Here is a 26,473-nt window from a genome sequence, read left to right on the forward strand (position 1 = left end):
GCCACTATAGAAATGGAAAAGCCGGACGGGCAGGGAACGACCGTCCGGCTTTTGTATGTGCGGGCGGCCTGGAGGAAAGGCCACCCGCTCAATCGGCGGCAAGGGGGCGTTAAACGCCGAAGCCGCCTGCTTCTGTTTTCAGCTTCACCACCTTCAAGGCTGCACGGTCACGTTTCAGTTCGATGATCGTGCGCGCAAAGTCGAAGGTGAAGACGGCGCTGATAAAAACTGTGAAAAGTATGGTAAGGGCAGCCATCATGGTCTCCACTCAACGCAGCCACTTGCCACGGCCGACGGCCTTTGGCGTGATGGGGCGATCCTCTTGCCGCAGGGCATGGATCGTCGCAACGCTGAGCGCGATGAACATCGTCATGCAAAGAAGTGCCAGTGCCATTTTCGTGTTCCTTCCAGCCAGAGGAAACGCAATACTTGGTTCTTGGTGTTCGGACGGTACAATGCGCGACTGCGACCTTTGTTCCCGTCCTTCATACTCGCTATTTAGACATGGTGTGCTGAAACGGACTTGAACAGTCTGTTCACCGAGAGTTCATCTTCGCGACCGGGGACAGTTGCGGGCACAGCCTTGCGGAGCCTTGCGATTTGGCGCCGTCCATGACAAAAGGCGGCAAACGGGACCCTGCCGATGACAGTTGCCTTCTATCCTGGCTCTTTCGATCCGATCACCAACGGCCATATCGATGTTCTCGCGCAGGCGCTGAACGTGGCGCCCAAGGTGATCGTGGCGATCGGGATCCATCCCGGCAAGACCCCGATGTTCTCCTTCGAGGAACGCGCCGACCTCATCCGTCAATCCATCGCCGGAACGCTGCCGGACCGGGCAGACGATGTCAGTGTCGTGTCCTTCGCCAATCTGGTTGTCGATGCGGCGCGCAGCCACAATGCCCGCCTGCTCATCCGCGGGCTGCGTGACGGCACGGATCTCGACTATGAAATGCAGATGGCCGGCATGAATCGCCAGATGGCGCCCGACGTGCAGACCGTCTTTCTGCCGGCCGGCGTTGCCTCGCGGCCCATTACCGCCACATTGGTCCGCCAGATCGCGGCCATGGGCGGCGATGTCAGCGCCTTCGTTCCGGCGCCCGTCTTTGCGGCTTTGAATGCCCGCAAGAAGAGCTGAGCACAATCATCCTGAACCCCTCAAGGGAGCTATCATGAACATCCTTCGCCTTGCTTTCGCCGGAGCCCTGTTCCTCGCGACGACCACAGGCGCCGTCGTTGCCCAGGCCGCCGATTTCCTCACGATCCAGCTGAAGGACGGCCCGGTCGTCATCGAGCTTGATTCCAAGGTGGCGCCGAAGCACGTCGAGCGCATGAAGGCGCTCGCCGCCGCCGGCGAATACGACAACGTCGCCTTCCACCGCGTCATCGAAGGCTTCATGGCCCAGACCGGCGACGTGCAGTATGGCGACATGGCGGACGGCTACCAGGCGCAGGCGGCCGGCACGGGCGGTTCCAGCCAGCCGGACCTGCCGGCAGAATTCTCCGAGGTGCCCTTCCAGCGCGGCACGGTCGGCATGGCGCGGTCGCAGGATCCGAATTCCGCCAACTCGCAGTTCTTCATCATGTTCGCGCCAGGCGACTTCCTGAACGGCCAGTACACGGTCGTCGGCAAGGTCGTCTCCGGCATGGAGAACGTCGACAAGATCAAGCGCGGCGATGACGCCAACAACGGCTCCGTCACCGACCCCGACCGCATGGTCAAGGTCACGGTCGGCAAATAATCCCACTTTTTGATGTGTCGCCGGTTGTAATCGCAAAACCGTGCCACACCTCTTGCGCAACAGACTTTTGAAGGAGAAAGACCATGGCCGAGATCAAAGATCCGGAAAACACCATCATCATGGAGACGACGAAGGGCAAGGTTGTCATCCAGCTGCTTCCGGATCTCGCACCGGGCCACGTGGCGCGCATCAAGGAACTGACGCGCGAAGGCGCCTATGACGGCGTCGTCTTTCACCGCGTGATCGAAGACTTCATGGCCCAGACCGGCGACGTGCAGTACGGCAAGACCGGCGGCAAGGACTTCAACCCGGCCCGCGCCGGCATGGGCGGCTCGGAAAAGCCGGACCTGAAGGCCGAATTCTCCAACATGAGCCACGTGCGCGGCACGTGCTCGATGGCCCGCAGCCAGATGCCGAACTCGGCCAACTCGCAGTTCTTCATCTGCTTCACGGACAGCCCGTGGCTCAACAAGCAGTATTCGGTCTGGGGCCAGGTCATCGAAGGCATGGACAATATCGACAAGATCAAGCGCGGCGAGCCGGTGCGCGATCCTGACACCATCGTCTCGATGAAGGTTGCCGCCGACGCGGCTGCCTGATACAGGAACGATCGATTTCGACCGCGCTCGCCACGGCGGGCGCGGTTTTTCTTTGTGCGCTTTTCAAGAGACAAGTCGATATGGCTGCTTTCCTCTGGGCGCTGCTCGGCGTTGCGGCCGGCGCGTGCATCGCAATCCAGGCTCCGATCAATGCCATGCTCGGCCGCGGGCTGGGCATGCCGGTGGCGGCTGCCTGTGTGTCCTTCCTGTCCGGCGCCATCATCCTCGCCATCGTCGTGCTGGCCACCGCCTCGTTTGAAGGCCGGGGACCCGACTGGCGCGGACCTGCCGCCTGGCTGTACTTCGCCGGCGGCGCGCTCGGCACGGTCTATGTCACCACCGCAATCTTCCTGACGCCGCGCATCGGCGCTGCCGCCGTCATGGCCTTCGCCGTCTCCGGCCAGCTTCTCGCCGGCATCCTCCTGGATCGCATCGGCTTCCTCGGCATGGCGGTGCGAGAAGTTTCCGTCGGCCGCATCGCCGGTGCGATGTTGCTCGTCGTCGGCGCGCTGATGATCCGCTTCTACTGAGGGTTTCATGCGCGTCGACCTCTTCGATTTCGATCTCCCGGAAGCCAACATCGCGCTTCGCCCGGTCAGCCCGCGCGAGGCCGCGAAACTCCTCGTCGTACGCCCCCGGACGGATGCCCCCTACGAAGACCGGACCGTCGGCGACCTGCCGTCGCTTCTGCGCGCGGGCGATGCGCTGGTGTTCAACGACACGCGCGTCATTCCCGCCCAGTTGGAAGGCATCCGCCACCGCGACGGCGCTGGCGGCCAGAAGGTTTCCGCGACGCTGCACATGCGCATTGCCGGCGACCGGTGGAAGGCCTTTGCCAAGCCCGGCAAACGCATCAAGATCGGCGACCGCATCACCTTCGGTGCGGGCGGCGATCTCTCCGCGACCGTCGAGGCGAAGGGTGAGGGTGGCGACGTCACGCTCCACTTCGATGCCTCTGGCCCTGACCTCGACCGCGCCATCGCCATGGTCGGCCATATCCCGCTGCCGCCCTATATCGCGTCGAAGCGCGAGGACGACGAGGCGGACCGCCGTGACTACCAGACCATCTATGCCCGCGAGGAGGGCGCCGTTGCCGCGCCCACCGCCGGCCTGCACTTCACCGACGCGCTTTTCGAAAAGCTCGATGCGCTGGGTGTCGAGCGGCATTTCGTAACGCTGCATGTCGGCGCCGGCACCTTCCTGCCGGTCAAGGCGGACGACACGACCGAGCACGTCATGCACGAGGAAATCGGTTATGTCTCGCAGGAGACCGCTGCCGCGCTCAACGCGGTGCGCGCGAGGGGCGGGCGCATCGTCTCCGTCGGCACGACGTCGTTGCGCTTGCTCGAAAGTGCGGCCGACGCGGATGGCACGATCAAGCCGTGGTCGGGTGCCACGGGCATCTTCATCACGCCAGGCTATCGTTTCCGCACCGCCGATATGCTGATGACCAATTTTCATCTGCCGAAATCGACGCTGTTCATGCTTGTATCGGCCTTCTCCGGCCTCGAGACGATGCGTGGCGCCTATGCGCATGCGATCGACACCGGCTACCGCTTCTATTCTTACGGCGACTCCAGCCTGCTTTTCCGGAACGACCGATGACCGAAACATTCCAGTTCAAACTCACCGCCACCGATGGCAAGGCACGCCGCGGCGAGGTCTCCATGCCGCGCGGCACCATCCGCACGCCGGCCTTCATGCCCGTGGGAACCGTGGGCACCGTCAAGGCGATGTATCTCGACCAGGTGCGCGACCTCGGTGCCGACATCATCCTCGGCAACACCTATCATCTGATGCTGCGGCCGGGTGCCGAGCGCGTTGCGCGGCTTGGCGGTCTGCATGAGCTTATCCGCTGGAAGCATCCGATCCTGACGGATTCCGGCGGTTTCCAGGTCATGTCGCTTTCCGGCCTACGCAAGCTCGACGAACAGGGCGTGACCTTCAAGAGCCATGTCGACGGCGCGTTGCATCACATGTCGCCGGAGCGGTCGATCGAGATCCAGGGCCTGCTCGGCAGCGATATCCAGATGCAGCTCGACGAATGCGTGGCGCTGCCGGCCTCACCAAAGGAAATCGAGCGGGCGATGGAAATGTCGCTGCGCTGGGCCGAGCGTTGCAAGGTTGCCTTTGGTGACCAGCCCGGCAAGGCGATGTTCGGCATCGTGCAGGGCGGCGACATTCCGCATCTGCGCGTGCGCTCGGCGCAGGCACTGGCCGCGCTCGACCTCAAGGGCTATGCCATCGGCGGCCTTGCCGTCGGCGAGCCGCAAGAGGTCATGCTCGACATGATCGACACGACAATTCCCCATATGCCGGCCGAAAAGCCGCGTTACCTGATGGGCGTCGGCACGCCGGACGACATGCTGAAATCCGTCGCGCGCGGCGTCGACATGTTCGACTGCGTGATGCCGACCCGTTCCGGCCGCCACGGCCTTGCCTTCACCCGCCGCGGCCGCATCAACCTGCGCAACGCCCGCCATGCGGAAGACATGCGTCCGCTCGACGAGGAATCAAGCTGCCCGGCCGCCCGCGACTATTCGCGCGCCTATCTGCATCACCTCGTGCGCGCCAACGAATCACTCGGCGGCATGCTGCTGACATGGAACAATCTGTCCTACTACCAGGACCTGATGGCCGGCATCCGCAAGGCGATCGAAGAAGGCCGTTTCGCCGATTTCATGGCGCAGACGCAGGAAGAATGGGCGAGGGGCGATCTCGCTCCCCTGTGACGATCAGATTTCCGGGCCCGGCGCGGCGCGCACCATGTGCACGCCGTTGATCTTGTAGCTGCCATCCGGCTGCTTTACGAGTTGGTAGAGCGCCGTCCAATCCTTGCCGTCCGGCCCGGAAATCAGCACCTCCTGCACCACCGTATCGCCCGCGACCTTCGAGCGGCCGAAGGCAAAATTGCCCGGCCGGTAGACCGGCGCATAACCCTTCTTCACCATGTCGAAGAAGGCGCTCTCGCTCGGGAATTTACCGCGGATGGTGGGCGAAGCGAAGGAATAGGCCGTTTTCGCATCATCGTTCAGGAAGGCATCGATCTGGTTCTGGATGATGGACTGTGCTGTATCAACGGGCTCCTCCGCCCGGGCGAAGGAGGACGGTAGCGTGATGGTGAGAATGCAAAGGAATAAGGCGGCAGGCAATTTCATGGCGCGCACTCCTTTTCGATGGAAGGTAGAGTAGCACGGGGATTTTCAAGGGGCTGCCCTTTTCCGGGAAGGTCAGTGCGATGAAATAAAAAAATTCCAGTAAAAACAAAGTGATGTTTTTATTTTTTAAATAAAAACATCACTATCACGTATCCGTGATGTGGGGGCTAGGCGAATACAGAGGCAGCGAACGTGACGCCCGTTCCTATGCTGCGCTCCTGCGAAAGACCACGATGTCCGAATCCTGGTAGGTCGACCGGGCGAACTCCTGGAAACCATGCCGCTCTGCAAGGCGTATGGAGGCCGCATTGTCGGGATCGATGATGCAGGTGATGGGAACACCGCGGTGGTTGGCCTCTGCCCAGGGCAACGTCGTCTCCAGCACCTCGCTGGCATAGCCGCGCCCGTGGTATTCCGGGATCAGACCCCAACCTGCCTCCAACGTGCCTTCGATGCTGGGGACGAAGCCCCTGCGCATCTCATGGAAACCGGCTTCTCCGATGAGCTGTCCGGACGCCTTTTCCGTGATCGCCCAGAAGCCGAAGCCCATGACGCTCCACATGCCGATATGGCGAAGCAAGCGGACCCACGACTGTTCCCGCGACAGGGGGACGCCGGCAACGTAGCGGACAACCTCTGGCATGCTCCACATCGCCGTCATTGCATCAAGATCGTCGGCTCGAAAGCCTCGCAGCACGAGGCGGTCGGTTTCAAGGACAGGTATATTGGGCATCGGACCGTTGGTAGCGGAAGATCGGAGACTGTGCGTGTTCAAGAAGAAAGCCGGCTCTGAGTTTGACGGAACAAGACTGGATTCCCGACAACCTACACTGGAAAGATTGACATAGTCGACAGTTCCCTCGTGCGCTCCACCGGATTCCTGATTGGCACATCTTTCAAACCGATATGAAAAAGCCCGCCGAGGCGGGCTTTAGCCAGTTCATCAGGCCCCCCCGCAGTCAGCGGGTCCGTCTTACGAGTAGGGCGAGATGCACGCCTTGCGCGGGCCGTAGTTCGGCTGGAACGTATTGTCGTAGGCGCGGTATGAGCGGTAGCGGTTGGAGCACCAGTTCACATGCGAATTGCCGCCAGCCTGCGGCTGGTTGGCGATCGCACCGCCGATTGCCGCACCCAGGCCGAAGGCAGCAAGCGGATACCACCAGCCATCCGAGTGACGGCGATAGCCGGGACGATAATCGCGGTAGCCGCGGTGACCATGCCAGCGGCGGCGGTCCGCCCGGCGTTCATACCGGTCGCGACGGCGCTCGTAGCGATACTGGACCTGTTCAACGGAGGATGCTTCCGGAACGGGCACGCGGGCAAATGTCACCGCCTGGGCCGGAACGACCGATGTCAGTCCAACGGCAAGGGAGAGAAGCCCAGCGGCAAGACCGGTCTTGAGGTTAAACATGGCACAACCTTTCTAAATTGTTCGGCAGCAGAACGCGGCACAGGGGACTTGGTTCCCATCGCGATGTTGAACGTCACCATTTCCAAAACAAAAAAAACGGGTTGGTCCGCCTCGTCGGCTCGCCAACCCGTTCCGGTAAATGCGGATCAGGGTGTTCGGGGTACAGGGGTTCTCACCGCAATCCGGCTGCATCTCCGGATCTCCTGTGCGGCCGATCATGCCCGAACGCGCTTTTATCGATTGACATAATCCGCATCTTTTTTGACAATTTCTTCATGAGCAAAAAGGTGCATCGGCAGGGGCCGCTCGACGTCACGATCGTCCTCCTGCCTGAATCGTCGATCATGTCGCTTGCCTCGGCCCTTGACCCGATGCGCGCCGCCAATCGCGTCGTGCCGGAGCCGGTTTTCCGCTGGAAGATCCTGTCGCCGCAGGGCAAACCCGTCCTGCTGACCTGTGGCCTGGAAATCCGGGTGGACGGGGACTTTGCCGACGTGACCAGCGGCGACGCGCTGCTTTTGATCGCCGGCTTCAACCAGGATCGTCATGCCGACCGCACTTTCGTTGCCCGGCTCAAGAAGGTGGCGCGGCGCTTCGGCGTGGTTGCCGGCATCGAGTCGGGCTGCTGGCTGCTGGCGCGGTCCGGCCTGCTCGATGGCCGCGACGCGACGGCGCATTGGGAAGAACTCGAGGATTTCGCGGCCGCCTTTCCGGCGCTCAACGTGCGGGCCGACCGCTTTGTCACCGATGGCCCGCTATGGACATCGGGCGGCGCGTCGCCGACCTTCGACATGATGTTGCATCTGGTGCGCGAGCAGTTCGGCTCGGCGGTGGCGCTCGATGTGGCGAGCGTCTTCGTCTATGACGAAACCCATGCGGCAACGGATGCGCAGCCACTCGTCTCGCTTGGCCGGCTGGGGGAACACCAGCCGGAACTCGCCGCCGCCATCCGCCTGATGGAGCGCACGATCGACCGGCCGCTGACCATCGCGGCCCTTGCCCGGCGGCTCGGCTTTTCGACGCGCAAGCTGGAGACGCTGTTTACTAACCGCCTCGGCATCGGGCCCGGAAAGTATTACCTGCGGCTGCGGCTGACGGCCGCGCAGCGGATGGTGCGCGATACGCCGCTGTCGATCCAGGACGTGGCGCTGCGCAGCGGCTTTGACAGCCTGTCCGCCTTTTCCCGCGCCTTTCGCCATCATTTCGGGGCGAGCCCACTGAAACTGCGGGCGGAACTGCGCCCGAAATGAAAAAGGCGGGCTGTTCGGCCCGCCTTTCGATCTCCATGCCGATCCGCCTAGTGCAGGATCTGGCTGAGGAAGAGTTTGGTGCGCTCGTGCTGCGGATTGTCGAAGAACTCGGCCGGCGAATTCTGTTCGACGATCTGGCCCTGGTCCATGAAGATGACGCGGTTGGCGACCTGGCGGGCAAAACCCATTTCGTGCGTTACGCACAGCATGGTCATACCCTCTTCGGCCAGCGACACCATCGTGTCGAGCACTTCCTTCACCATTTCCGGGTCGAGTGCGGAGGTCGGCTCGTCGAACAGCATGATCTTCGGCTTCATGCACAGCGAACGGGCGATCGCCACGCGCTGCTGCTGGCCGCCGGAAAGCTGGCCCGGATATTTGTGTGCCTGTTCCGGAATCTTGACGCGCTTCAGGTAGTGCATCGCCACTTCCTCGGCGTCCTTCTTCGGCATCTTGCGCACCCAGATCGGCGCCAGCGTGCAGTTCTCCAGGATCGTCAGGTGCGGGAACAGGTTGAAGTGCTGGAACACCATGCCGACTTCGCGGCGCACCTCGTCGATCTTCTTCAGGTCGTTGGTCAGTTCGATGCCATCGACGACGATCGAGCCCTTCTGGTGTTCCTCCAGCCGGTTGATGCAGCGGATCATCGTCGACTTGCCGGAGCCCGACGGGCCGGCGATGACGATGCGCTCGCCCTTCATCACCTTCAGATTGATGTCGCGCAGCACGTGGAAATCGCCGTACCACTTGTTCATGTTGGTGATCTCGACGGCGACGTCCGTCGTGGAGACCGCCAGCTTTTGCGCCTGGGCTTGGTTGGCCATTGTTGTTTCCTCTCAGTTATCTTTTGTGGCCCTTGTCGAGCCGGCGTTCAACGAAGGCCGAATAGCGCGACATGCCGAAGCAGAAAATCCAGAACGTGAAGCCGGCGAAGATCAGGCCCGTTAGCGGCGTGACCGGCGTGATCCAGCCAGAATCCCCAAAACTTGCCTTCACGATACCGAGCAGGTCGTACATCGAAATGATCGTGACGAGGGAGGTATCCTTGAACATGCCGATGAAGGTGTTCACGATGCCCGGGATCACGAGTTTGATGGCCTGCGGAAGCACCACGAAGGTCATTTTGTGGAAGTAGTTTAGACCAAGTGCATCGGCCGCTTCATATTGTCCTTTCGGAATGGCTTGAAGACCACCGCGAATAACCTCCGCCATATAGGCGGACGCGAAGATCGACACCCCGATCAGCGCGCGCAGGAACTTGTCGATGTTGTTGCCGGGCTCGAGGAACAGCGGCAGCAGCACGCTGGCCATGAAGAGAACGGTGATCAACGGCACGCCGCGGATCAGTTCGATGAAGGCGACGCACACCGTCTTCAGCACCGGCATCTGCGACCGGCGGCCGAGCGCCAGCAGAATGCCGGCAGGCAACGAGACCGTGATGCCGACAAAGGAGATGATCAGCGTGACCATCAGGCCGCCCCACAGCGACGTCTCGACATGCCGCAGGCCGAACACGCCGCCGAGCAGCAGGAAGAAGGCGATGACCGGCAGGACGATCAGCAGCAGGATGGCATTCAGCCCCTTGCGCGGTACCTTCGGCATCAGGAAGGGGACGAGCAGCCCGACGAACATGGCCACGACCAGTAACGGCCGCCACAGTTCGTCGCGCGGATAGGAGCCGAACATGAACTGCACGAAGCGGTCGCCGACATAGGCCCAGCAGGCACCGCTCCAGCCGGCCGGAAGCTGGCCGCCCTGGTCGACGGTGAGGCAGGCCGTGCGGTCTGCGCCGATCCAGACGGCCGATACGAACAGCCAGTTGATGAGGCCCGGCAGGAAATAGACCAGCGCAGCCAGCGCGAGAAGCGACAGGATACTGTCCTTCACCGAGGCGAACAGGTTCTTGCGGATCCAGCCGATGGCCGACGAGTCGGACAGCGGTGCCTTCTCCGGCTCGAGGAAGTCTTCGCGGACGTAGGTAATACTTTCGGCCATATCAGCGCTCCACCAATGCCATCTTGGCGTTGAACCAGTTCATGAACAGCGAGGTGATGAGGCTGATCGAGACATAGATCAGCATCCAGATCGAGATGATCTCGATCGACTTGCCGGACTGGTTGAGGATGGTGCCGCCGACCGCGACGAGGTCGGCATAACCGACGGCCACCGCGAGCGAAGAGTTCTTGATGAGATTGAGATATTGCGAGGTGAGCGGCGGAATGATGATCCGCAGCGCCTGCGGCAGCACGACGAGGCGGGTGGCCTGGCCGGGACGCAGACCGAGCGCATAGGAGGCTTCCGACTGCCCCTTTGACACGCCGCGGATACCGGCGCGCACGATCTCGGCGATGAAGGAGGCCGTGTAGAGCGAAAGAGCGAGGTAAAGCGCGAGGAATTCCGGCCCGATGACCATGCCGCCCTTCATGTTGAAGGAGCCGGGCACGGCATAATCGAGGCTGAGCGGGCTTCCCACCGCGACGAAGACGATCAGCGGGAAGAGCAGGATCAGGCCGAGATTGACCCAAAGCACCGGCGGGCGCTTGCCCGTGGCGCGCTGGCGGGCATTTGCCCAGATTGTGAAGCCGATCGCCGCGATGATGCCGATCACGAAGGCTGCAAGCACCACCCCGAAACCCTCGCCGAAAATTGGCGCCGGCATGTAGATGCCGCGGTTCGAGATGAAGAAGACCGCGTTCGGGTCATCCTTGACGTGCTGGAAGATGGTGCGGATCGAGGGCAGCAGGGCGAGAACGCCGAGATACCAGAAGAAGATGACCAGCAGCGGAGGAATGTTGCGGAAGATTTCCACATAGACCGTGCAGAGCCGCGCGATCAGCCAGTTATGCGACAGGCGCCCGATGCCGACGAGCAGGCCGACGATCGTCGCGGTGACGATGCCGGCGGCGGCCACGACGAGCGTGTTGATGAGGCCGACCTGAAGCGCGCGGAAATAGGTCGAGTCGCTCGAATAGGCGATCAGGGTCTGCGCGAGATCGAAGCCGGCGCGGCTGTTCAGGAAGCCGAAACCCGCCGTCATGTTGGCGCGGGCCAGGTTCTGGACGACGTTGTTCCACGCGTACCAGACCGCGGCGACGATCACGACGAGCGTCACGACCTGATAGACGATGCTTCTCAACGCGGGATTGTAGAGAAGAGATACCTTCGGCGGTTCGCCGGACCCTGTTCGGGCATCCGCAAGAGCCATGCATTTCCCCTGAGCTTGTGTTCGCCCTGTTTTCCGGGCGTTTGTTAAAAGGGGAGGGCAATGATCTGCCCTCCCGGATTGGTGTCGATCAGCCGCTTAGCGGATCGGCGGGGCGTACTGCAGGCCGCCCTTCGTCCACAGGCCGTTCAGGCCGCGGGCGATCTTGAGCGGCGAGCCTTCGCCGACATTGCGCTCGAAGGATTCGCCGTAGTTACCAACAGCCTTGATGATCTGCACGGCCCAGTCCTTCGGCAGGCCGAGGTCGGCACCGATGGTCGAGTCAGCTTCTTCGCCGAGGAAGCGCTTGATGTCCGGGTTGGCGGACTTCTTCATCTCTTCGACGTTCGCCGTCGTGATGCCGAATTCCTCGGCAGCCACCATCGCATAGTGCGACCAGGTCACGATGTCGAACCACTTGGAGTCGTTCTGGCGAACGGCCGGGCCGAGCGGTTCCTTGGAGATGATTTCCGGCAGAACCATGTGGTCGTCCGGGTTGGCCATCTTCAGGCGGATCGAGTAGAGGCCCGAGGCGTCCGTCGTGTAGGCGTCGCAACGGCCGGCATTGTAGGCGGCGTCGGCTTCATCCTGCGCTTCGAAAACGACCGGCTTGAAGTCCATGTTGTTCGCGCGGAAGTAATCGGCGAGGTTGAGTTCGGTCGTCGTGCCGGACTGGACGCAGACGGAGGCGCCGGACAGTTCCAGCGCCGACTTCACGCCGAGTTCCTTCTTCACCATGAAGCCCTGGCCGTCATAATAGTTCACGGCACGGAAATCGAAGCCGAGCTGCGAATCGCGGCTGACGCTCCAGGTGGTGTTGCGGGCGAGAATGTCGATTTCGCCGGACTGCAGGGCCGGGAAGCGGTCCTTGGCCGAGAGCGGCGTGTACTTTACCTTGGTGGCGTCGCCGAAGACGGCAGCAGCCACAGCCTTGCAGAGGTCAACGTCGAGACCGGCCCAGTTGCCGGCCGAATCCTGTGCGCCGAAGCCGGCAAGGTTCGAACCGTTCACGCCGCACTGTACGAAGCCCTTTGCCTTTACGTCACCGAGCGTGTCGGCCTGTGCTGCCGTTGCGCCAAGCCCCAGAACGGCTGCACCAACGAGCGCCGTCACGATTTTTTTTGCCATTTTTTACAACCTTTTTCTGTTGTCTTTGTTTTGTCCGCTGATCACGCGATCCTGATGATCGCGTTGCGGAACTCGCCACCCTCCCGGCGCGAGGTTGCTTATCTCATGCTCAAAATTTCGCAGGGTCAAGTGATCCTGACCATTTTCCGGTCGGTAACCTAAATTTGTCGGCGCTTGGCGGGATTTTGGGCAAAAAACCGGGGATTTGTGCAGTAAATCGCTCAAAAAAATCGCGTCTTTCCCATTTGAAGCGCTTTGGATATCGCGCCGCCCGTTCATGCAGGGGTTGACCTGCCGGTTTCGCTGGCGAAAAGTCGGCGGCTCAATCCCTCTTGCCTCTCTTCGGACCGATCCATGAAAAACAGAGACGAAATCCTCGCCGGCGCCGGCGTGAACACCCGCCTTGCCCATGCCGGAAACGACCCGGCGGACTATCACGGTTTCGTCAATCCGCCTGTGGTACACGCCTCGACCGTGCTTTTCCCGAATGCCGCGACGATGGAGAACCGGGCGCAGAAATATACCTACGGCACACGCGGAACGCCCACCACGGACGCGCTTTGCGCCGCCATCGATGAACTGGAAGGCTCGGCCGGCACCATTCTCGTGCCCTCGGGCCTGGCGGCCGTCACCGTGCCGTTCCTGGCCTATCTCTCGGCTGGCGACCATGCGCTCATTGTCGATTCGGTCTATCACCCGACCCGCCATTTCTGCGACACGATGCTGAAGCGCCTCGGCGTGACGGTGGAATATTACGATCCGATGATCGGCGCGGGAATCGCGGCGCTGATCAAGCCGAACACCAGGCTGGTCCACACAGAGGCGCCCGGCTCGAACACCTTCGAGATGCAGGATATCCCGGCCATCGCGGCGGTTGCGCACCAGCATGGCGCGGTCGTCACCATGGACAACACCTGGGCGACGCCGCTCTATTTCCGCCCGCTCGATTTCGGCGTCGATGTCTCCATCCATGCCGCGACGAAATACCCGGCCGGCCATTCGGACGTGCTGTTCGGCACCGTTTCCGCCAATGCTGCGCATTGGGAACAGTTGCATGACACGCAGATCACGCTCGGCACCTGCGCCTCGCCAGATGACGCCTATCAGGTGCTGCGCGGCCTGCGCACCATGGGCGTGCGGCTGGAGCGGCACCAGGAAAGCGCCCTGGAGCTCGCCCGCTGGCTGGAAGGCGTGGACGACGTTTCACGCGTGCTGCACCCGGCATTGCCGAGCTTCCCGGGCCACGATCTCTGGAAACGCGACTTCAAGGGCGCGAGCGGCATTTTCTCGATCGTCCTGAACGGCGGCTCGCGGGAGCGTTACCGGGCGAAGGCCCATGCATTCCTCGATGCGCTTGGTATTTTCGGCCTCGGTTATTCCTGGGGCGGCTTCGAGTGCCTTGCGGTGCACGTCACCCTTGCGGATCGCCGCGTCGCCAAGGGACCGGAGGAGGGACCGGTTCTGCGCCTGCAGATCGGCCTGGAAGACGTGAAGGACATCAAGGCCGATATCGAACGCGGGCTTGCAGCGGCACGCGCTGTCTGATCCTCAGCGGGGCGTGCGGTAGCCGTAGAGCCAGTCGAGATCGGCGGCGAGGCTCTGCGGTCCGCGCAGCGCCAGCACCAGGTTTCGGCCCAGCGCGATCGGGCCACGCGCATGGTAGGCGAAGCGGTTGAAGGCACCGCGGCTGCGCACGCGGGCGACGCGTTCGCGGCGGGTGGTTTCGAAACGCCGCAGCGCCTGCGCACTGTCGGTTCCATCGGCAAGCACATGGGCGAGCAATGCGGCATCCTCGATCGCCATCGCCGCGCCTTGCGCCGCAAATGGCGTCATGGCATGCGCGGCGTCGCCGATCAGCACCGTCTCGCGTCCATTCGTCCACGCACCATCGGGGCATTCGAAGAGCGGCCACATCAGGGGCTCTTGCGCATCGTTCAACAGGCGGCGGATACCGGCGTGCCAGCCGGAAAAGGCGTCGAGCAGGCGCTTTCGCGCCATGGCATCACCCTGTCGCGACCAGCCTTCCGGCGGCGCTTCCGCAAGCTGGTGGATGGCGACGATGTTGAAGGCCTGGCTTTCCGCAAGCGGGTAGGCGACGAGATGCGCCTGGGGACCCAGAAATGCCGTCACGGTACGCGGGTTGAGAAACGGCGGGGCGAGGCCATAGGGCACGAGAAAGCGCCAGGCGACCGTACCGGAATAGCGTGCGAGCAGGGCGCCCGGCACCGCTTGCCGGAGGCGCGACCACACACCGTCGGCAGCGACGAGGATATCGGCCGGCGCGATGGCGCGCGCCTGTTCGGCGGTCTCGATTCGCCGGCCGGTCGTCACCGTGCAGAGTGGTTCCCGGCGAACGGCATCCACGAGCACGGCTTGCAGGGCCGCGCGGTGCAGCACGCCATAGGGAGCGCCCCAGCGCGTGCGGGCGTCGCCGCCGGCGGGCACTGACGCGAGCGGCGCAAGCGAACTTCCCGAAGACAGCAGGATATGGTCAGGCTCACTCCAGCGGGCGCTGAGCCTGTCGATAAGGCCGAGATCATCGAGGATGCGAGACGCGTTCGGCGAGAGTTGCAGGCCGGCGCCGACTTCCTCGAAGGCGGGAGCCTGTTCGAGGATGTGCGCGGTGATGCCCTTTTGGGCAAGTGCGAGCGCTGCCGTCAGCCCGGCAATGCCGGCGCCGACGATCGTTGCGGATGTGACGGAAGACATCGAGTGCCGGCCTTTCGGCCGTTACGCCGCAACCTGGTTGGTGAAGGTGCAGCCGACCGGATCGGTCTGGCTGGCCTTGAAGGCCGGGTTGTAGCGGAAGAGCGTTGAGCAGTACGGGCAGACCTTTTCGTTGTCATCGCCCATGTCGAGGAAGACGTGCGGATGGTCGTAAGGCACGGACGCACCGACGCACATGAATTCCTTCACGCCGATCTCGATTGCGCGATGGCCGCCGTCGTTCTGGAAATGGGGAATGCTGTGGCCAGCCATGTCATGCTCCGTAGAATACCGTCTTTTCTGGCGCGGACCATAGTCGGCTTCCGGTGAAATGTGTAGATGCAAAACCGTCGCGTCTGGCGAGATTTCGGCGCGGCTGCCGTTTTCTCCAGGGCCGAACCGCTTTATGAGCAGGATAGAAAACGAAAGAAGGCCCGCGATGAACCTCGATGCTCCAGCCTTTTCCAGCTTCACCCATGACGGGCTCGAACTCGCCTTCTTCGATGAAGGCGATCCCGCGGGGGATCCGGTACTGCTGATCCACGGCTTTGCCTCCAGCGCCAACGTCAACTGGGTGTTTCCCGGCTGGTTGAAGACGCTGGGCGATGCCGGCTACCGCGTCATCGCGCTGGACAATCGCGGCCATGGCAAGAGCGCCAAGCCGCATGACCCGGCTTTCTACACGCCGCCCCTGATGGCCGGCGATGCCGCCGCACTGCTCGATCATCTCGCAATCTCCGAGGCGCATGTCTTCGGCTATTCCATGGGCGCGCGCATCACCGCCTTCATGGCGCTTGCCCATCCGCACCGCGTGCGGTCCGTCGTGTTCGGCGGGCTGGGCATCGGCATGGTGACCGGTGTCGGCGACTGGGACCCGATCGCCGATGCCCTGCTGGCGCCGTCGCTCGACGTGGTGGACCATGAGCGTGGGCGCATGTTCCGCGCCTTTGCCGACCAGACGAAATCCGACCGGCAGGCGCTCGCCGCCTGTATCATGACGTCGCGCGATCTGCTGACGGAAGCGGATATGGGACGCATCGACGTGCCGGCGCTGATCGGTGTCGGCACCAAGGACGACATTGCCGGCGCCCCGCAGCCACTGGCCGATCTCATGCCGAATGCCCGTGCGCTCGACATTCCCGGCCGCGACCACATGCTCGCCGTCGGCGACAAGGTCTTCAAGCGCGCCGTGCTGGATTTCTATGCGGAAATCGACGCTCGCTGACGCGTCGTTCACGACAGGGCTGCCGGACCATTTCGCTCGGCCGTCCTTTGCTTTATAGTCGGACCGGAATGACGATAAGGAGTGCGGCAATGGTCGCGACAAATGAAATCAGGGCCGGCGAGAACCTCAAGGCCATGGATCCGATCTGGGACAGCCTGCGCGAAGAAGCGCGCGTTGCCGCCCAGGCCGAGCCGCTTCTGGCGGCCTTCCTCTATTCGACGGTGTTGAACCACCGCTCGCTGGAAGAAAGCGTGATCCATCGTGTCTGCGAGCGTCTCGATCATCCGGACCTGCAGGCGAACCTGCTGCACCAGATCTTTTCCGAGATGCTGGAAGACTGGCCGGAATGGGGTGGCATCCTGCGCGTCGATATCCAGGCCGTCTACGACCGTGACCCGGCATGCCTGCGGTTCCTGGATGCCGTGCTCTATTTCAAGGGCTTCCACGCCATCCAGACCCATCGTGTCGCGCACTGGCTCTACAACAACGGTCGCCGCGACCTCGCGCTCTACCTGCAAAGCCGCTCGTCCAGCGTCTTCCAGACCGACATCAACCCGGCCGCGCGCATCGGCAAGGGCATCTTCCTCGATCACGCCACCGGTTTCGTCGTCGGCGAGACGGCGGTGATCGGCGACAACGTGTCGATCCTGCACAACGTGACGCTCGGCGGCACCGGCAAGGAGGGCGGCGACCGCCACCCGAAGATCGGCGACGGCGTGATGATCGGCGCTGGCGCAAAAATCCTCGGCAATATCCATATCGGCCATTGCTCGCGCATTGCCGCCGGCTCCGTGGTGCTGAAGCCCGTGCCGCCGAAATCGACGGTGGCCGGCGTGCCGGCCAAGGTGATCGGCGAGGCGGGCTGCAACGAGCCGTCGCGCGCCATGGACCAGCTTCTCGCCGCCTTCGACTACGATCTCTAAAACGGGAAAAGTCGCGGCCTGCCGGATATCGAGGGTTTACACGACCGGGGGCAGGTGCGAGAAGCGCGGCAAATCAAACGTTGACGGAGACATGACGTGAAGCCGGAAGAAATCAGGAAGCTCGAGGCCTACTTCAAGCGCAATATCAACAAGGAGATCGTCATCAAGGCCCGTCCGCGCAAGGATGAATCGGCCGAAGTCTATCTCGCTGATGAATTCCTGGGCGTCGTATTCCGCGATGACGAGGATGGCGAACTCTCCTACAACTTCTCCATGGCGATCCTCGACATCGATCTCTGATCTGTCGACATTTGCCTAGAAAACGACCCGGCTGCCCATGGCGCCGGGTTTTTTGTTATATTTTTGCGACAAAACGGCCATTTCGGGCGCCAATAATCATACCTATCGGGCAAGGTCTTGCTTTGTTTGCGGAATATTGCATTGCAGCATCTTCATTGACTTTTTTGTGCATTGCATATAGATTCAAGGCTATCACCGGGATCAAGGAGACTTCGATGTTCAATTTCGATGACGCCAACAAGAAGAGCAAGGAAGCCGTGGATTCGTTCGTCAAGAGCTACACGACCGTTGCGCAGGGCTTTCAGGCGATTGCCACCGAGACGGCTGACTATTCGAAGAAGTCCTTCGAAAACAACATTGCCCACATCGAGAAGCTCTCTGGCGTCAAGAGCGTCGAAGCCGCTGTCGAACTGCAGACGGCTTTCGTGAAGTCCTCCTATGAAGGCTTCGTCGCCGAAGCGACCAAGCTCAGCGAAATGTACGCCGACCTCGCCAAGGGCACGTACAAGTCCTACGAAGCACCGGTTGCCAAGGCGACCGCTGCTGCCAAGGCTGCCGTCGCCGCCTGATCTTCTTCGTACAGCGTACGCGTATAACGTTTATCGGCCGGCTGCGGGCAACCGCAGCCGGCCTTTTCGCGTCGCGAGGGTTGCGCGAGGCTGGCGCGGCGGGAGCAAATTTCGCTATTTCCTTCGGACGGTCCCCGATTATGATTGCAGTGCGAAGCAGGGGTCTTACAATCGTGTGTCGAGACATTAGATAACAGGTCCACAAGGCAGCCTCGGCTGAACGGTGCGCTCCAAGGAAGCGGCCGAAATCAAGGGAATGAACACAGATGAATGTGAGACGGGCTCGAATGCAGGATGGGGAAGGCGGCAGCGACACTCCCGGTCGCAGCACCTCCGTCATTACCCGCACGAAGCCGAAGACCAAGAAGCCGAGCCTGTACCGCGTCCTGCTTCTCAATGACGATTATACTCCGATGGAGTTTGTAATCCACATTCTGGAACGTTTCTTCCAGAAGGACCGGGAAGCCGCCACACGGGTCATGCTCCATGTGCACAATCATGGGGTCGGCGAGTGTGGTGTGTTTACCTACGAGGTTGCCGAAACCAAAGTGACACAGGTGATGGATTTCTCCCGCCAGCACCAGCATCCGCTGCAATGTGTCATGGAAAAGAAATGAGGAACGACCGTGCCAACATTTTCTGCAAGCCTTGAAAAGGCGCTCCACCAGGCACTGACCTACGCGAACGAGCGTCATCACGAATATGCGACGCTCGAGCACCTTCTGCTCGCGTTGATCGACGACGCCGATGCGGCCGCCGTGATGGGTGCCTGCAATGTCAATCTCGACGTGCTGCGCAAGACCGTCGTCGATTATGTCGATAACGACCTCGCCAACCTGGTGACCGGTTACGAGGAAGATTCCAAGCCCACCTCCGGCTTCCAGCGCGTCATCCAGCGCGCGGTGATCCATGTCCAGTCGTCCGGACGCGAGGAAGTGACCGGCGCCAACGTGCTCGTCGCGATCTTCGCCGAGCGCGAGAGCCATGCCGCCTATTTCCTGCAGGAGCAGGAGATGACACGTTACGACGCGGTGAACTTCATCTCGCATGGCATCGGCAAGCGTCCCGGCTCCACCGAGCAGCGCACGGTGCGCGGTGCCGACGAGTCCGAAGGCGAGCCGACGAAGCAGCAGCGCAACGGCGGCGAGCCGGAAGAGGCCGCCAAGAAGCAGGACGCGCTGACCGCCTATTGCGTGAATCTCAACGAGAAGGCGAAGAACGGCAAGATCGACCCGCTCATCGGCCGCCACGCCGAGGTGAACCGCACCATCCAGGTCCTCTGCCGCCGCTCGAAGAACAATCCGCTCTATGTGGGCGATCCGGGTGTGGGCAAGACGGCCATCGCCGAAGGCCTCGCCAAGCGTATCGTCGAAGGCAAGGTGCCGGAAGCGCTCGCCGACGCGACGATCTTCTCGCTCGACATGGGCACGCTCCTTGCCGGCACGCGTTATCGCGGTGACTTCGAGGAGCGCCTGAAGCAGGTCGTCAAGGAACTGGAAGATTATCCGGGTGCGGTTCTGTTCATCGACGAGATCCACACCGTCATCGGCGCCGGCGCCACCTCCGGCGGCGCGATGGATGCGTCCAACCTCCTGAAGCCGGCGCTGTCTTCCGGCGCGATCCGCTGCATCGGTTCGACGACCTACAAGGAATACCGCCAGTTCTTCGAAAAGGACCGGGCGCTCGTCCGCCGCTTCCAGAAGATCGACGTCAACGAGCCGACCATCGACGACACGATCGAGATCATGAAGGGCCTGAAGCCCTACTTCGAGGAATACCACAAGCTCCGGTATTCCAACGAGGCGATCAAGTCGGCCGTCGAATTGTCGGCACGCTACATCAACGACCGCAAGCTGCCGGACAAGGCGATCGACGTGATCGACGAGACCGGCGCGGCCCAGATGCTGCTGCCGGCCGGCAAGCGCCGCAAGCTGATCACCGAGAAGGAGATCGAAGCGACGATCGCCACCATGGCCCGCATTCCGGCGAAGACCGTGTCCAAGGACGACGAGCAGGTGCTCTCCAACCTGGAGAAGGAACTGCGCTCGGTGGTCTATGGCCAGGATCTGGCGATCGAAGCGCTGGCATCGGCAATCAAGCTTGCCCGTGCGGGCCTGCGCGAACCGAACAAGCCGATCGGCAGCTACCTGTTCTCCGGCCCCACGGGCGTCGGCAAGACGGAAGTCGCCAAGCAGCTTGCCGCCTCGCTCGGCGTGGAACTGCTGCGCTTCGACATGTCGGAATACATGGAACGGCACACGGTTTCGCGCCTGCTCGGTGCACCTCCCGGCTATGTCGGCTTCGACCAGGGCGGCCTGCTGACCGATGGCGTCGACCAGCATCCGCATTGCGTGCTGCTGCTCGACGAAATCGAGAAGGCGCATCCGGACCTCTACAACATCCTGTTGCAGGTCATGGATCACGGCTCGCTGACCGACCATAACGGCAAGAAGATCGACTTCCGCAACGTCATCCTGATCATGACGACCAATGCGGGCGCATCCGACATGGCCAAGGCCGCCATCGGCTTCGGCTCGTCGAAGCGCGAAGGCGAGGACATGGAGGCGATCAACCGCCTGTTCACGCCGGAATTCCGCAACCGTCTCGATGCGATCATCCCGTTCGGCTCTCTGCCGACGCCGGTCATCCATCAGGTCGTGCAGAAGTTCGTCATGCAGTTGGAAACCCAGCTTGCCGAACGCAACGTCACCTTCGACCTGCAGCAGGAGGCAATCGCCTGGCTGGCCGAGAAGGGCTACGACGAGAAGATGGGGGCTCGCCCGCTGGCGCGTGTCATCCAGGAAAACATCAAGAAGAAGCTCGCCGACGAAATCCTCTTCGGCAAGCTCAAGAAGGGCGGCGTCGTTCGCGTCTCCGTAGGCCCGAAGGAAGACGGCTCGAAGGGCCTGATCCTCGACGCCGTGCCGGAAACCGCGCCGATCAAGCCGAAGGCCGAGGTCGAGGAAACCGCCGCGAAGAAGGCCAAGCCCCGCAAGGCCAAGGAAACCGTTGCCGCCGAAGCGGCACCGACCAAGGCCAAGTCGTCGAAGAAGGTGACCGAAGCCAAGGCCGAACAGCCGAAGGACGAGCCGCCGCGCAAGTCCAGCGCCGTTCCGAAGGTGCCGCGCAAAAAATAACGGCTTTACAAATCATACAGGCCGGGCAGGAGACTGCCCGGCTTTCTTTTTGTTGAAGATCCGAGACCCGCCCGAGAGAGTGGATGACTGCCGAGACCGCGCCAGAACCCCAATCCCAGATGCACTGGTTTCTGCTCGGCATGCGCGGCATTTTCAGCCTGCCGGCGATCATCCTGATGCTGTCCTTCGTCGGCTTTGCCGCTTTCACGGCGGAGGCGAAAATTCCGGTCGAGCAGGTGATGTTCATGACCGGCATGGTCTGGGCGCTGCCGGCGAAAGTGATCCTCGTCGGGTCGATGCTGTCGGGCGCGCACATCGCTGCCGCGTTCATCGCCGTGACGCTGTCTTCCGTGCGCATGATGCCGATGGTCGCTGCGCTGATCCCGGAAATCCGCGACCGCCGCACGCCCACCTGGCTGTTGCTGATCATCTCGCATTTCGTGGCGATCACCGCCTGGGTCTTCGCAATGGAGCATGTGCGCACCGTGCCACGGGAGGGCCGCGTCGCCTTCTTCGCCGGCTTCGGCATCACCCTGACGGTCGCCAACATCATCCTGGTCGGCCTCGTCTACGGTGCCGTTTCGGAATTCCCGCCCATCGTTTCAGGCTGCCTGTTCTTCCTGACGCCGGTCTATTTCCTCACCTCGATCTGGATTTCCGCCCGCCATCGCGTGATCTACTGGGCGCTCGGCATCGGCCTTGCGCTCGGCTACGTCTTTGCGGTGATCGCTCCGGAATACGACATCCTGCTTGCCGGCGTCATCGGCGGAACGGTCGCCTGGTGGGGGGAACGGTGGTTGCGCCAGAGGGAGGCCGGCCGATGAGCTTCGACGGCCTCTGGCCCTATATCTACATCGCCATCGCCGGCTGGCTTGCGACGGATCTGTGGCGCTGGGCCGGCGTACTTGCCGGCAACCGCATCGACGAGACATCGGAAGTGCTGAACTGGGTGAGGGCGGTGGCGACCGCGCTCGTGGCCGCCGTCATCGCCAAGCTGATCTTCTTCCCGACCGGAACGCTCGAAACCTCGCCGCTCTGGCTGCGGCTCGGCGCGGTGGTTTTCGGGGCCGTCTGCTTCTTTTTCGGCGGCCGTTTCCGACAGATCCTGGGCATAGCCGCGGCCATAGCCTTCCTGGCCGCGGGGCTCGCCATCACAGGCGCCTGATCGGAGGGGCGCTTATTCCGACAGCGCCTTTTTCAGCTTTTCCGCATTCGCAGCCAGCACGCCCTGGTCTTCCATCGTGCCGGAATGCGGCTTCAGCGCCACGCCCTCGTTGCGCGGGATGACGTGGAAATGCAGGTGATAGACGGTCTGGCCGGCGGCCGGTTCGTTGAACTGGACGACCGTCACGCCATCCGCCTCGAACGCCGCCTTTACCGCGACCGCTACCTTCTGCACCACCGGCATCAGGCGCGAGAGCGTTTCCGGGTCGGCATCGAGGATGTTGCGCGACGGCGCCTTGGGGATGACGAGCGTATGGCCGTTCGCCTGCGGCATCACGTCCATGAAGGCTATCGCGTGGTCGTCCTCGTAGACGCGGTGCGAAGGGATTTCGCCGCGCAGGATCTTTGCGAAGATGTTGTTGGTGTCGTAGCTCATGCTCGTCTCCCGATAGTGCTCAGTCTGTGTCGTTCGGTTCGCCGCGGCGGAAGGGGCCGTGTTCGGCAAGATATTCCCCCGTCATCTCGACATCGCGACGCTCGCGCTCAAGATAGTCCGCGACGGCGCGCCGGAGGCCTGGATGGGTTAAGTAGTGGGCAGAGTGGACGGTGGCCGGCAGATAGCCGCGCGCCAGCTTGTGTTCGCCCTGCGCGCCGGCCTCGACGCGCGCCAGCCCCTTGGCGATGGCGAAATCGATCGCCTGGTGGTAGCAGACCTCGAAATGCAGGAAGGGGTGGTCCTCGATGCAGCCCCAGTGCCGGCCATAGAGCGTATCGCCGCCGATGAAATTGATCGCACCGGCGATGTAACGACCGTTGCGCCGGGCCATGATGAGCAGGATATCGTCGGCCATGCGCTCGCCGATCAGGCGGTAGAATGCACGGTTGAGATAAGGCCGCCCCCATTTGCGACTGCCGGTGTCCATGTAGAAGGTGAAGAACTGGTCCCAGATCGCTTCGGTCAGGTCCTTGCCCGTCAGCCAGTCGATTTCGATGCCGTGTTCCAGCGCCGCGCGGCGCTCCTTCTTCAGGGCTTTACGTTTGCGCGAGGCGAGCGTTTCGAGAAAATCCTCGTGCGAGCCGTAACCGGCATTGATGAAGTGGAATTGCTGGTCCGTGCGGTGCAGGTAGCCGGACGCCTCGAAGACCGGCATTTCCTTTTCCGGCACGAAGGTCACGTGTGCGGATGACACGCCGTGGCGTTTGCACAGTTCCTTCAAACCCTCGGCAAGTGCCGCCTGTGTCGCGACAACCGGTTGGTCGGCGCGGTGCAACAGGCGCGGGCCGGTGGCCGGCGTGAAGGGGATGGCGGCCTGCAGTTTGGGATAATAGCTCCCGCCGGCGCGCTCGAAAGCATCGGCCCAGCCATGGTCGAAGACATATTCGCCCTGGCTGTGGTTCTTGAGATAGACGGGCAGGGCGCCGAGAATGGCGCCGTCGTCCCCCTCCAGGAGAAGGTGCTGGCCGAGCCAGCCCGTTTCGGCAATGGCACAGCCCGATTCCTCGAGCGAGGACAGGAAGGCGTGGCTGACGAAGGGATTGTACGGCGTCGACGTCTCGTCTATGGAGGCGCCGGCGAGGCGCCCCCAGTCGTTCGCCGGAATGTCGGCGAAGCTCGTTTCGACGCGGATGCGCACCGACCCGGCCATACTCAAGCCGTCAAGGCCTCGCGCGGATCAAACCCTTCGAAGGTCATCTGGTCCGCGTTGAGGGCCGTGATCGTGCGCGCCTCGTCGTCGCGCACCGTCCAGGTGATGATCTGCTTGCCGAGATCGCGCTGCCGGCTGATGAAATCGTTCGGCAGGTGGCCGTAGTAATAGGAGATGAAATCAAGCCCGAGCTGCATGGCGGCCTCGTGCACGGCAAAATTCTCCGGCCGCACGCCTTCCGCCGTCAGGCCGACGGGGCGGGTCGTGCCGATTTCCGTCAGATCCTTCAACAGCCATTGGTCGAAGCTCATCAGCGCGACGGGGCCTTCATAATCCTCGATCGCATCGAGCACGGCCATGGCGAAGCCCTCGTCGTCGCCCTTGCGGCCCTTGAGCTCCAGAACGAGCGGCACGCGGCCCTTCACGAGATGGAGAAGCTGCTTCAGCGTCGGCACGCGATCTGCCGTGCCGCCGATCGGCAGCAGGCCGAGTTCGCCGGCCGTGCGTGCACGCACGTCACCCTCGATGCCGCAGAGCCGCTTCAGGTCGTCGTCATGGAAGACGACGGGAATGGCATCGGCCGCATATTGCAGGTCGCATTCGATGGCAAAGCCGGCATCGGAGGCACGCGCGAAGGCGGACAACGTGTTTTCCCAGACGGTCCGGTTGAGGTCGTGATAGCCGCGATGGGCAATCGGCCTCTCGGTCAGCCAGTTGAATTTCTGCATCAGGCAATTTCCATGATGGCGTCGATTTCGACGGCGGCATTGAGGGGAAGGGCCGCCATGCCGACCGCGGCGCGGGCGTGTTTGCCGGCCTCGCCGAGCGCGCCGACGAGGAAGTTGGACGCGCCGTTCAGCACCAGATGCTGTTCGACAAAGTCCGGCGTCGAGGCGACGAAACCGTTGATCTTGATGATGCGCTTGATGCGCGACAGGTCGCCGAGTGCGGCCTTGGCCTGGGCAAGGAGGCCAAGCGCGCAGAGTTCGGCCGCCTTCTGGGCACCGGCGACATCGACGTCCTTGCCGACGTGACCGGTCACGGCGAGCTTGCCGTCGAGCATCGGCAACTGGCCGGAAATGTGAAGCACGTTGCCGCTGATGACGAAGGGCACATAGTTCGCTGCCGGGGCCGCCGCTACGGGAATGTCGTAGCCCAGTTCCTTGACGCGTTTCTCGATTTCAGCGGACATGCCGGTCTCCGTTGTTGGCCTGTTTGGGATATCGCTGCGGCCTGCCGTCGCGATATCGAAATGAATGGGGCGTGGCGCGCATATTGCCTCGCTTTTGCCGGAAGAGTTCTTATAACATCGCGACCGACTTCAACAGGAGGAAACGGATGTTTCGTTCAGCCTTTGTCGCGGCCGCCATGGCCGGGGCATGCATCGCCGGCAGCGGCATCACGAGCGCCTTTGCCACACCGGCGACGGGGCTTGCGCCGCACCGTGCCGTCTACGACCTCCAGCTTAAGGATGCGACCGAGCGCTCGGGCATCGCCGGCATGTATGGCCGCATGGTCTATGAGTTCAACGGCAGCCCCTGCGACGGCTATACCGTGAGCTTCCGTTTCGTCACCCAGGTCAATACCGGCGAGGAAACGCGGCTCACCGACCAGCAGACGACGACCTACGAGGACCTGAAGAGCGGCAGCTTCCGCTTCCTCACGCGCTCGTTCACCGATGAGAAGCTGGACAAGGAAGTGCGAGGCTCCGCCCGCGAGGACAAGAACGGCGTCAGCGTCGACCTGACGGCGCCGGACACACGCCAGGTGGAACTCGCCGCCAGCCGCTTCCCGACCGAGCACATGCTGGACGTCATCGATAGCGCCAAGAAGGGCAAACGCTTCTTCGAATCGCGCCTGTTCGACGGCTCGGATGCCGGCGACAAGACGCTGATGACCACGACGGTCGTCGGCAAGAAGGACACGCCCAAGGCCGGCGATCCGGATGCCGACAAGGCGGGCACATTCTCGAAGCAGGCCTTCTGGCCGGTCTCGATCGCCTATTATAATGACACCAGCGAAGGCGACGCGCTGCCGGTCTACCGCATGTCCTTCAAGCTTTACGAGAACGGCATCACCCGCGACCTGACCATGGACTATGGCGAGTTCGTGCTGACCGGCAAGCTCGCCAAGCTGGAAATGTTCAAGCAGCAGGAGTGCAAGTAAGCACCCTTCCACCGTCTTTTTTGCTGGTTGCCCTTGATTTACCGGGAGACTGGGGGTATGGGGCAGCCATTCCACACGTAAGGCATGGGATTGTCCGGGAGAAATCCGGACTGTTCCGCCCGGTGGCATTCCCCAAGGGGATGCTGT

General features: G+C 62.4%; 32 protein-coding genes. 17 read left to right on the plus strand and 15 right to left on the minus strand.

Going from position 1 to position 26,473, the window contains the following annotated elements; translation table 11 throughout:
- Positions 1-109 precede the first annotated feature (109 nt).
- Together GR138_RS11635 and GR138_RS30795 are read right to left on the minus strand one after the other, a co-directional pair.
- Positions 110-256 (minus strand): hypothetical protein, encoded by a 147-nt coding sequence (locus GR138_RS11635; RefSeq protein WP_160859428.1) that lies wholly within the window; start codon positions 254-256, stop codon positions 110-112.
- Positions 257-268: 12 nt separating this feature from the next.
- Positions 269-394, minus strand: coding sequence for a hypothetical protein (locus GR138_RS30795; protein ID WP_276508783.1), 126 nt, complete (start codon positions 392-394; stop codon positions 269-271).
- A gap of 249 nt (positions 395-643) precedes the next feature.
- On the opposite strand from GR138_RS30795, the gene coaD reads away from it, so the two are divergent.
- The 6 genes from coaD to tgt all read left to right on the plus strand — a co-directional run bounded on the left by coaD (position 644) and on the right by tgt (position 5,073).
- The gene (coaD, locus tag GR138_RS11640) at positions 644-1,138 is read left to right on the plus strand and encodes a pantetheine-phosphate adenylyltransferase (protein WP_160859429.1); all 495 of its coding nucleotides are present in this window, start codon (positions 644-646) and stop codon (positions 1,136-1,138) included.
- A 34-nt stretch (positions 1,139-1,172) separates the two neighbouring features.
- Entirely contained in the window at positions 1,173-1,742 is a 570-nt protein-coding gene (locus tag GR138_RS11645) for a peptidylprolyl isomerase (RefSeq protein ID WP_160859430.1), read from the plus strand.
- 83 nt (positions 1,743-1,825) lie between these two features.
- On the plus strand, positions 1,826-2,341 hold the full coding sequence (locus GR138_RS11650) for a peptidylprolyl isomerase (protein WP_069058785.1): 516 nt from the start codon (positions 1,826-1,828) through the stop codon (positions 2,339-2,341).
- Between the two features lie 80 nt (positions 2,342-2,421).
- Entirely contained in the window at positions 2,422-2,871 is a 450-nt protein-coding gene (locus tag GR138_RS11655) for a DMT family transporter (RefSeq protein WP_160859431.1), read from the plus strand.
- A 7-nt stretch (positions 2,872-2,878) separates the two neighbouring features.
- Positions 2,879-3,946, plus strand: coding sequence for a tRNA preQ1(34) S-adenosylmethionine ribosyltransferase-isomerase QueA (gene queA / locus GR138_RS11660; RefSeq protein ID WP_160859432.1), 1,068 nt, complete (start codon positions 2,879-2,881; stop codon positions 3,944-3,946).
- Entirely contained in the window at positions 3,943-5,073 is a 1,131-nt protein-coding gene (tgt, locus tag GR138_RS11665) for a tRNA guanosine(34) transglycosylase Tgt (protein ID WP_160859433.1), read from the plus strand. Before queA ends, tgt begins: the two co-directional genes overlap by 4 nt.
- Before the next feature lie 3 nt (positions 5,074-5,076).
- On the opposite strand, the gene GR138_RS11670 is transcribed toward tgt, so the two are convergent.
- From GR138_RS11670 to GR138_RS11680, 3 genes are all read right to left on the minus strand, one after another.
- The gene (locus tag GR138_RS11670) at positions 5,077-5,499 is read right to left on the minus strand and encodes a DUF4864 domain-containing protein (RefSeq protein ID WP_160859434.1); all 423 of its coding nucleotides are present in this window, start codon (positions 5,497-5,499) and stop codon (positions 5,077-5,079) included.
- A 205-nt stretch (positions 5,500-5,704) separates the two neighbouring features.
- Entirely contained in the window at positions 5,705-6,232 is a 528-nt protein-coding gene (locus tag GR138_RS11675) for a GNAT family N-acetyltransferase (protein WP_160859799.1), read from the minus strand.
- 240 nt (positions 6,233-6,472) lie between these two features.
- Positions 6,473-6,910, minus strand: coding sequence for a BA14K family protein (locus GR138_RS11680; RefSeq protein WP_160859435.1), 438 nt, complete (start codon positions 6,908-6,910; stop codon positions 6,473-6,475).
- Positions 6,911-7,185: 275 nt separating this feature from the next.
- On the opposite strand from GR138_RS11680, the gene GR138_RS11685 reads away from it, so the two are divergent.
- The gene (locus GR138_RS11685) at positions 7,186-8,160 is read left to right on the plus strand and encodes a GlxA family transcriptional regulator (RefSeq protein ID WP_160859436.1); all 975 of its coding nucleotides are present in this window, start codon (positions 7,186-7,188) and stop codon (positions 8,158-8,160) included.
- A 47-nt stretch (positions 8,161-8,207) separates the two neighbouring features.
- On the opposite strand, the gene GR138_RS11690 is transcribed toward GR138_RS11685, so the two are convergent.
- The 4 genes from GR138_RS11690 to GR138_RS11705 all read right to left on the minus strand — a co-directional run bounded on the left by GR138_RS11690 (position 8,208) and on the right by GR138_RS11705 (position 12,490).
- Positions 8,208-8,984: an amino acid ABC transporter ATP-binding protein gene (locus GR138_RS11690; RefSeq protein ID WP_160859437.1), complete on the minus strand. Its 777-nt coding sequence runs from the start codon at positions 8,982-8,984 to the stop codon at positions 8,208-8,210.
- Between the two features lie 16 nt (positions 8,985-9,000).
- Complete coding sequence (locus tag GR138_RS11695; protein ID WP_160859438.1) at positions 9,001-10,155, minus strand: amino acid ABC transporter permease; 1,155 nt, start codon at positions 10,153-10,155, stop codon at positions 9,001-9,003.
- A gap of 1 nt (position 10,156) precedes the next feature.
- Positions 10,157-11,365: an amino acid ABC transporter permease gene (locus GR138_RS11700; RefSeq protein WP_160859439.1), complete on the minus strand. Its 1,209-nt coding sequence runs from the start codon at positions 11,363-11,365 to the stop codon at positions 10,157-10,159.
- Between the two features lie 96 nt (positions 11,366-11,461).
- Positions 11,462-12,490, minus strand: a complete 1,029-nt coding sequence (locus GR138_RS11705; protein ID WP_160859440.1) for an amino acid ABC transporter substrate-binding protein — start codon at positions 12,488-12,490, stop codon at positions 11,462-11,464.
- Between the two features lie 354 nt (positions 12,491-12,844).
- Between GR138_RS11705 and GR138_RS11710 the strand changes: the two genes are divergently transcribed.
- Complete coding sequence (locus tag GR138_RS11710) at positions 12,845-14,035, plus strand: cystathionine beta-lyase (protein WP_160859441.1); 1,191 nt, start codon at positions 12,845-12,847, stop codon at positions 14,033-14,035.
- Between the two features lie 3 nt (positions 14,036-14,038).
- On the opposite strand, the gene GR138_RS11715 is transcribed toward GR138_RS11710, so the two are convergent.
- Together GR138_RS11715 and GR138_RS11720 are read right to left on the minus strand one after the other, a co-directional pair.
- A complete protein-coding gene (locus tag GR138_RS11715) occupies positions 14,039-15,199 on the minus strand; it encodes an FAD-dependent monooxygenase (protein WP_160859442.1) in 1,161 nt (386 codons plus the stop codon).
- Between the two features lie 21 nt (positions 15,200-15,220).
- Positions 15,221-15,469, minus strand: coding sequence for a zinc-finger domain-containing protein (locus GR138_RS11720; RefSeq protein ID WP_160859443.1), 249 nt, complete (start codon positions 15,467-15,469; stop codon positions 15,221-15,223).
- 166 nt (positions 15,470-15,635) lie between these two features.
- Between GR138_RS11720 and GR138_RS11725 the strand changes: the two genes are divergently transcribed.
- The 8 genes from GR138_RS11725 (at position 15,636) to GR138_RS11760 (ending at position 22,515) form a co-directional block, all read left to right on the plus strand.
- On the plus strand, positions 15,636-16,421 hold the full coding sequence (locus tag GR138_RS11725) for an alpha/beta fold hydrolase (protein WP_160859444.1): 786 nt from the start codon (positions 15,636-15,638) through the stop codon (positions 16,419-16,421).
- Positions 16,422-16,510: 89 nt separating this feature from the next.
- Positions 16,511-17,344, plus strand: coding sequence for a serine O-acetyltransferase (gene cysE / locus GR138_RS11730; RefSeq protein WP_160859445.1), 834 nt, complete (start codon positions 16,511-16,513; stop codon positions 17,342-17,344).
- Between the two features lie 96 nt (positions 17,345-17,440).
- Entirely contained in the window at positions 17,441-17,644 is a 204-nt protein-coding gene (locus tag GR138_RS11735; protein ID WP_117371167.1) for a DUF3126 family protein, read from the plus strand.
- 215 nt (positions 17,645-17,859) lie between these two features.
- Positions 17,860-18,213, plus strand: a complete 354-nt coding sequence (locus tag GR138_RS11740) for a phasin family protein (protein ID WP_160859446.1) — start codon at positions 17,860-17,862, stop codon at positions 18,211-18,213.
- 266 nt (positions 18,214-18,479) lie between these two features.
- Complete coding sequence (clpS, locus tag GR138_RS11745) at positions 18,480-18,830, plus strand: ATP-dependent Clp protease adapter ClpS (protein ID WP_420853638.1); 351 nt, start codon at positions 18,480-18,482, stop codon at positions 18,828-18,830.
- Between the two features lie 9 nt (positions 18,831-18,839).
- Complete coding sequence (gene clpA / locus GR138_RS11750) at positions 18,840-21,350, plus strand: ATP-dependent Clp protease ATP-binding subunit ClpA (RefSeq protein WP_160859447.1); 2,511 nt, start codon at positions 18,840-18,842, stop codon at positions 21,348-21,350.
- A gap of 83 nt (positions 21,351-21,433) precedes the next feature.
- Positions 21,434-22,174, plus strand: a complete 741-nt coding sequence (locus tag GR138_RS11755) for an AzlC family ABC transporter permease (protein WP_160859448.1) — start codon at positions 21,434-21,436, stop codon at positions 22,172-22,174.
- The gene (locus GR138_RS11760; protein ID WP_160859449.1) at positions 22,171-22,515 is read left to right on the plus strand and encodes an AzlD domain-containing protein; all 345 of its coding nucleotides are present in this window, start codon (positions 22,171-22,173) and stop codon (positions 22,513-22,515) included. The genes GR138_RS11755 and GR138_RS11760 overlap by 4 nt, the downstream gene beginning before the upstream one ends.
- Positions 22,516-22,527: 12 nt before the next feature.
- Here the strand turns inward: GR138_RS11760 and GR138_RS11765 are convergent, their stop codons facing one another.
- From GR138_RS11765 to GR138_RS11780, 4 genes are read right to left on the minus strand one after another with little or no spacing between them, the layout of a single operon-like run.
- Complete coding sequence (locus GR138_RS11765; RefSeq protein ID WP_160859450.1) at positions 22,528-22,950, minus strand: HIT family protein; 423 nt, start codon at positions 22,948-22,950, stop codon at positions 22,528-22,530.
- A gap of 19 nt (positions 22,951-22,969) precedes the next feature.
- The gene (locus GR138_RS11770; RefSeq protein WP_160859800.1) at positions 22,970-24,160 is read right to left on the minus strand and encodes a GNAT family N-acetyltransferase; all 1,191 of its coding nucleotides are present in this window, start codon (positions 24,158-24,160) and stop codon (positions 22,970-22,972) included.
- A gap of 2 nt (positions 24,161-24,162) precedes the next feature.
- Positions 24,163-24,888, minus strand: coding sequence for a glycerophosphodiester phosphodiesterase (locus GR138_RS11775; RefSeq protein ID WP_160859451.1), 726 nt, complete (start codon positions 24,886-24,888; stop codon positions 24,163-24,165).
- Entirely contained in the window at positions 24,888-25,352 is a 465-nt protein-coding gene (locus GR138_RS11780; RefSeq protein ID WP_160859452.1) for a RidA family protein, read from the minus strand. Before GR138_RS11780 ends, GR138_RS11775 begins: the two co-directional genes overlap by 1 nt.
- Before the next feature lie 146 nt (positions 25,353-25,498).
- On the opposite strand from GR138_RS11780, the gene GR138_RS11785 reads away from it, so the two are divergent.
- Positions 25,499-26,326: a cell envelope integrity EipB family protein gene (locus GR138_RS11785; protein ID WP_160859453.1), complete on the plus strand. Its 828-nt coding sequence runs from the start codon at positions 25,499-25,501 to the stop codon at positions 26,324-26,326.
- Positions 26,327-26,473: the final 147 nt, after the last annotated feature.

The organism is Shinella kummerowiae (genome assembly GCF_009827055.1).
Classification (GTDB): Bacteria; Pseudomonadota; Alphaproteobacteria; order Rhizobiales; family Rhizobiaceae; genus Shinella; species Shinella kummerowiae.

What these genes read in the sequence shown, in the direction of transcription:
- GR138_RS11635 (WP_160859428.1), bottom strand. Translation starts at nt 256, where the DNA reads ATGGCTGCCCTTACCATACTTTTCACAGTTTTTATCAGCGCCGTCTTC.
- GR138_RS30795 (WP_276508783.1), bottom strand. Translation starts at nt 394, where the DNA reads ATGGCACTGGCACTTCTTTGCATGACGATGTTCATCGCGCTCAGCGTT.
- coaD (WP_160859429.1), top strand. Translation starts at nt 644, where the DNA reads ATGACAGTTGCCTTCTATCCTGGCTCTTTCGATCCGATCACCAACGGC.
- GR138_RS11645 (WP_160859430.1), top strand. Translation starts at nt 1,173, where the DNA reads ATGAACATCCTTCGCCTTGCTTTCGCCGGAGCCCTGTTCCTCGCGACG.
- GR138_RS11650 (WP_069058785.1), top strand. Translation starts at nt 1,826, where the DNA reads ATGGCCGAGATCAAAGATCCGGAAAACACCATCATCATGGAGACGACG.
- GR138_RS11655 (WP_160859431.1), top strand. Translation starts at nt 2,422, where the DNA reads ATGGCTGCTTTCCTCTGGGCGCTGCTCGGCGTTGCGGCCGGCGCGTGC.
- queA (WP_160859432.1), top strand. Translation starts at nt 2,879, where the DNA reads ATGCGCGTCGACCTCTTCGATTTCGATCTCCCGGAAGCCAACATCGCG.
- tgt (WP_160859433.1), top strand. Translation starts at nt 3,943, where the DNA reads ATGACCGAAACATTCCAGTTCAAACTCACCGCCACCGATGGCAAGGCA.
- GR138_RS11670 (WP_160859434.1), bottom strand. Translation starts at nt 5,499, where the DNA reads ATGAAATTGCCTGCCGCCTTATTCCTTTGCATTCTCACCATCACGCTA.
- GR138_RS11675 (WP_160859799.1), bottom strand. Translation starts at nt 6,232, where the DNA reads ATGCCCAATATACCTGTCCTTGAAACCGACCGCCTCGTGCTGCGAGGC.
- GR138_RS11680 (WP_160859435.1), bottom strand. Translation starts at nt 6,910, where the DNA reads ATGTTTAACCTCAAGACCGGTCTTGCCGCTGGGCTTCTCTCCCTTGCC.
- GR138_RS11685 (WP_160859436.1), top strand. Translation starts at nt 7,186, where the DNA reads ATGAGCAAAAAGGTGCATCGGCAGGGGCCGCTCGACGTCACGATCGTC.
- GR138_RS11690 (WP_160859437.1), bottom strand. Translation starts at nt 8,984, where the DNA reads ATGGCCAACCAAGCCCAGGCGCAAAAGCTGGCGGTCTCCACGACGGAC.
- GR138_RS11695 (WP_160859438.1), bottom strand. Translation starts at nt 10,155, where the DNA reads ATGGCCGAAAGTATTACCTACGTCCGCGAAGACTTCCTCGAGCCGGAG.
- GR138_RS11700 (WP_160859439.1), bottom strand. Translation starts at nt 11,365, where the DNA reads ATGGCTCTTGCGGATGCCCGAACAGGGTCCGGCGAACCGCCGAAGGTA.
- GR138_RS11705 (WP_160859440.1), bottom strand. Translation starts at nt 12,490, where the DNA reads ATGGCAAAAAAAATCGTGACGGCGCTCGTTGGTGCAGCCGTTCTGGGG.
- GR138_RS11710 (WP_160859441.1), top strand. Translation starts at nt 12,845, where the DNA reads ATGAAAAACAGAGACGAAATCCTCGCCGGCGCCGGCGTGAACACCCGC.
- GR138_RS11715 (WP_160859442.1), bottom strand. Translation starts at nt 15,199, where the DNA reads ATGTCTTCCGTCACATCCGCAACGATCGTCGGCGCCGGCATTGCCGGG.
- GR138_RS11720 (WP_160859443.1), bottom strand. Translation starts at nt 15,469, where the DNA reads ATGGCTGGCCACAGCATTCCCCATTTCCAGAACGACGGCGGCCATCGC.
- GR138_RS11725 (WP_160859444.1), top strand. Translation starts at nt 15,636, where the DNA reads ATGAACCTCGATGCTCCAGCCTTTTCCAGCTTCACCCATGACGGGCTC.
- cysE (WP_160859445.1), top strand. Translation starts at nt 16,511, where the DNA reads ATGGTCGCGACAAATGAAATCAGGGCCGGCGAGAACCTCAAGGCCATG.
- GR138_RS11740 (WP_160859446.1), top strand. Translation starts at nt 17,860, where the DNA reads ATGTTCAATTTCGATGACGCCAACAAGAAGAGCAAGGAAGCCGTGGAT.
- clpS (WP_420853638.1), top strand. Translation starts at nt 18,480, where the DNA reads ATGAATGTGAGACGGGCTCGAATGCAGGATGGGGAAGGCGGCAGCGAC.
- GR138_RS11755 (WP_160859448.1), top strand. Translation starts at nt 21,434, where the DNA reads ATGACTGCCGAGACCGCGCCAGAACCCCAATCCCAGATGCACTGGTTT.
- GR138_RS11760 (WP_160859449.1), top strand. Translation starts at nt 22,171, where the DNA reads ATGAGCTTCGACGGCCTCTGGCCCTATATCTACATCGCCATCGCCGGC.
- GR138_RS11765 (WP_160859450.1), bottom strand. Translation starts at nt 22,950, where the DNA reads ATGAGCTACGACACCAACAACATCTTCGCAAAGATCCTGCGCGGCGAA.
- GR138_RS11770 (WP_160859800.1), bottom strand. Translation starts at nt 24,160, where the DNA reads ATGGCCGGGTCGGTGCGCATCCGCGTCGAAACGAGCTTCGCCGACATT.
- GR138_RS11775 (WP_160859451.1), bottom strand. Translation starts at nt 24,888, where the DNA reads ATGCAGAAATTCAACTGGCTGACCGAGAGGCCGATTGCCCATCGCGGC.
- GR138_RS11780 (WP_160859452.1), bottom strand. Translation starts at nt 25,352, where the DNA reads ATGTCCGCTGAAATCGAGAAACGCGTCAAGGAACTGGGCTACGACATT.
- GR138_RS11785 (WP_160859453.1), top strand. Translation starts at nt 25,499, where the DNA reads ATGTTTCGTTCAGCCTTTGTCGCGGCCGCCATGGCCGGGGCATGCATC.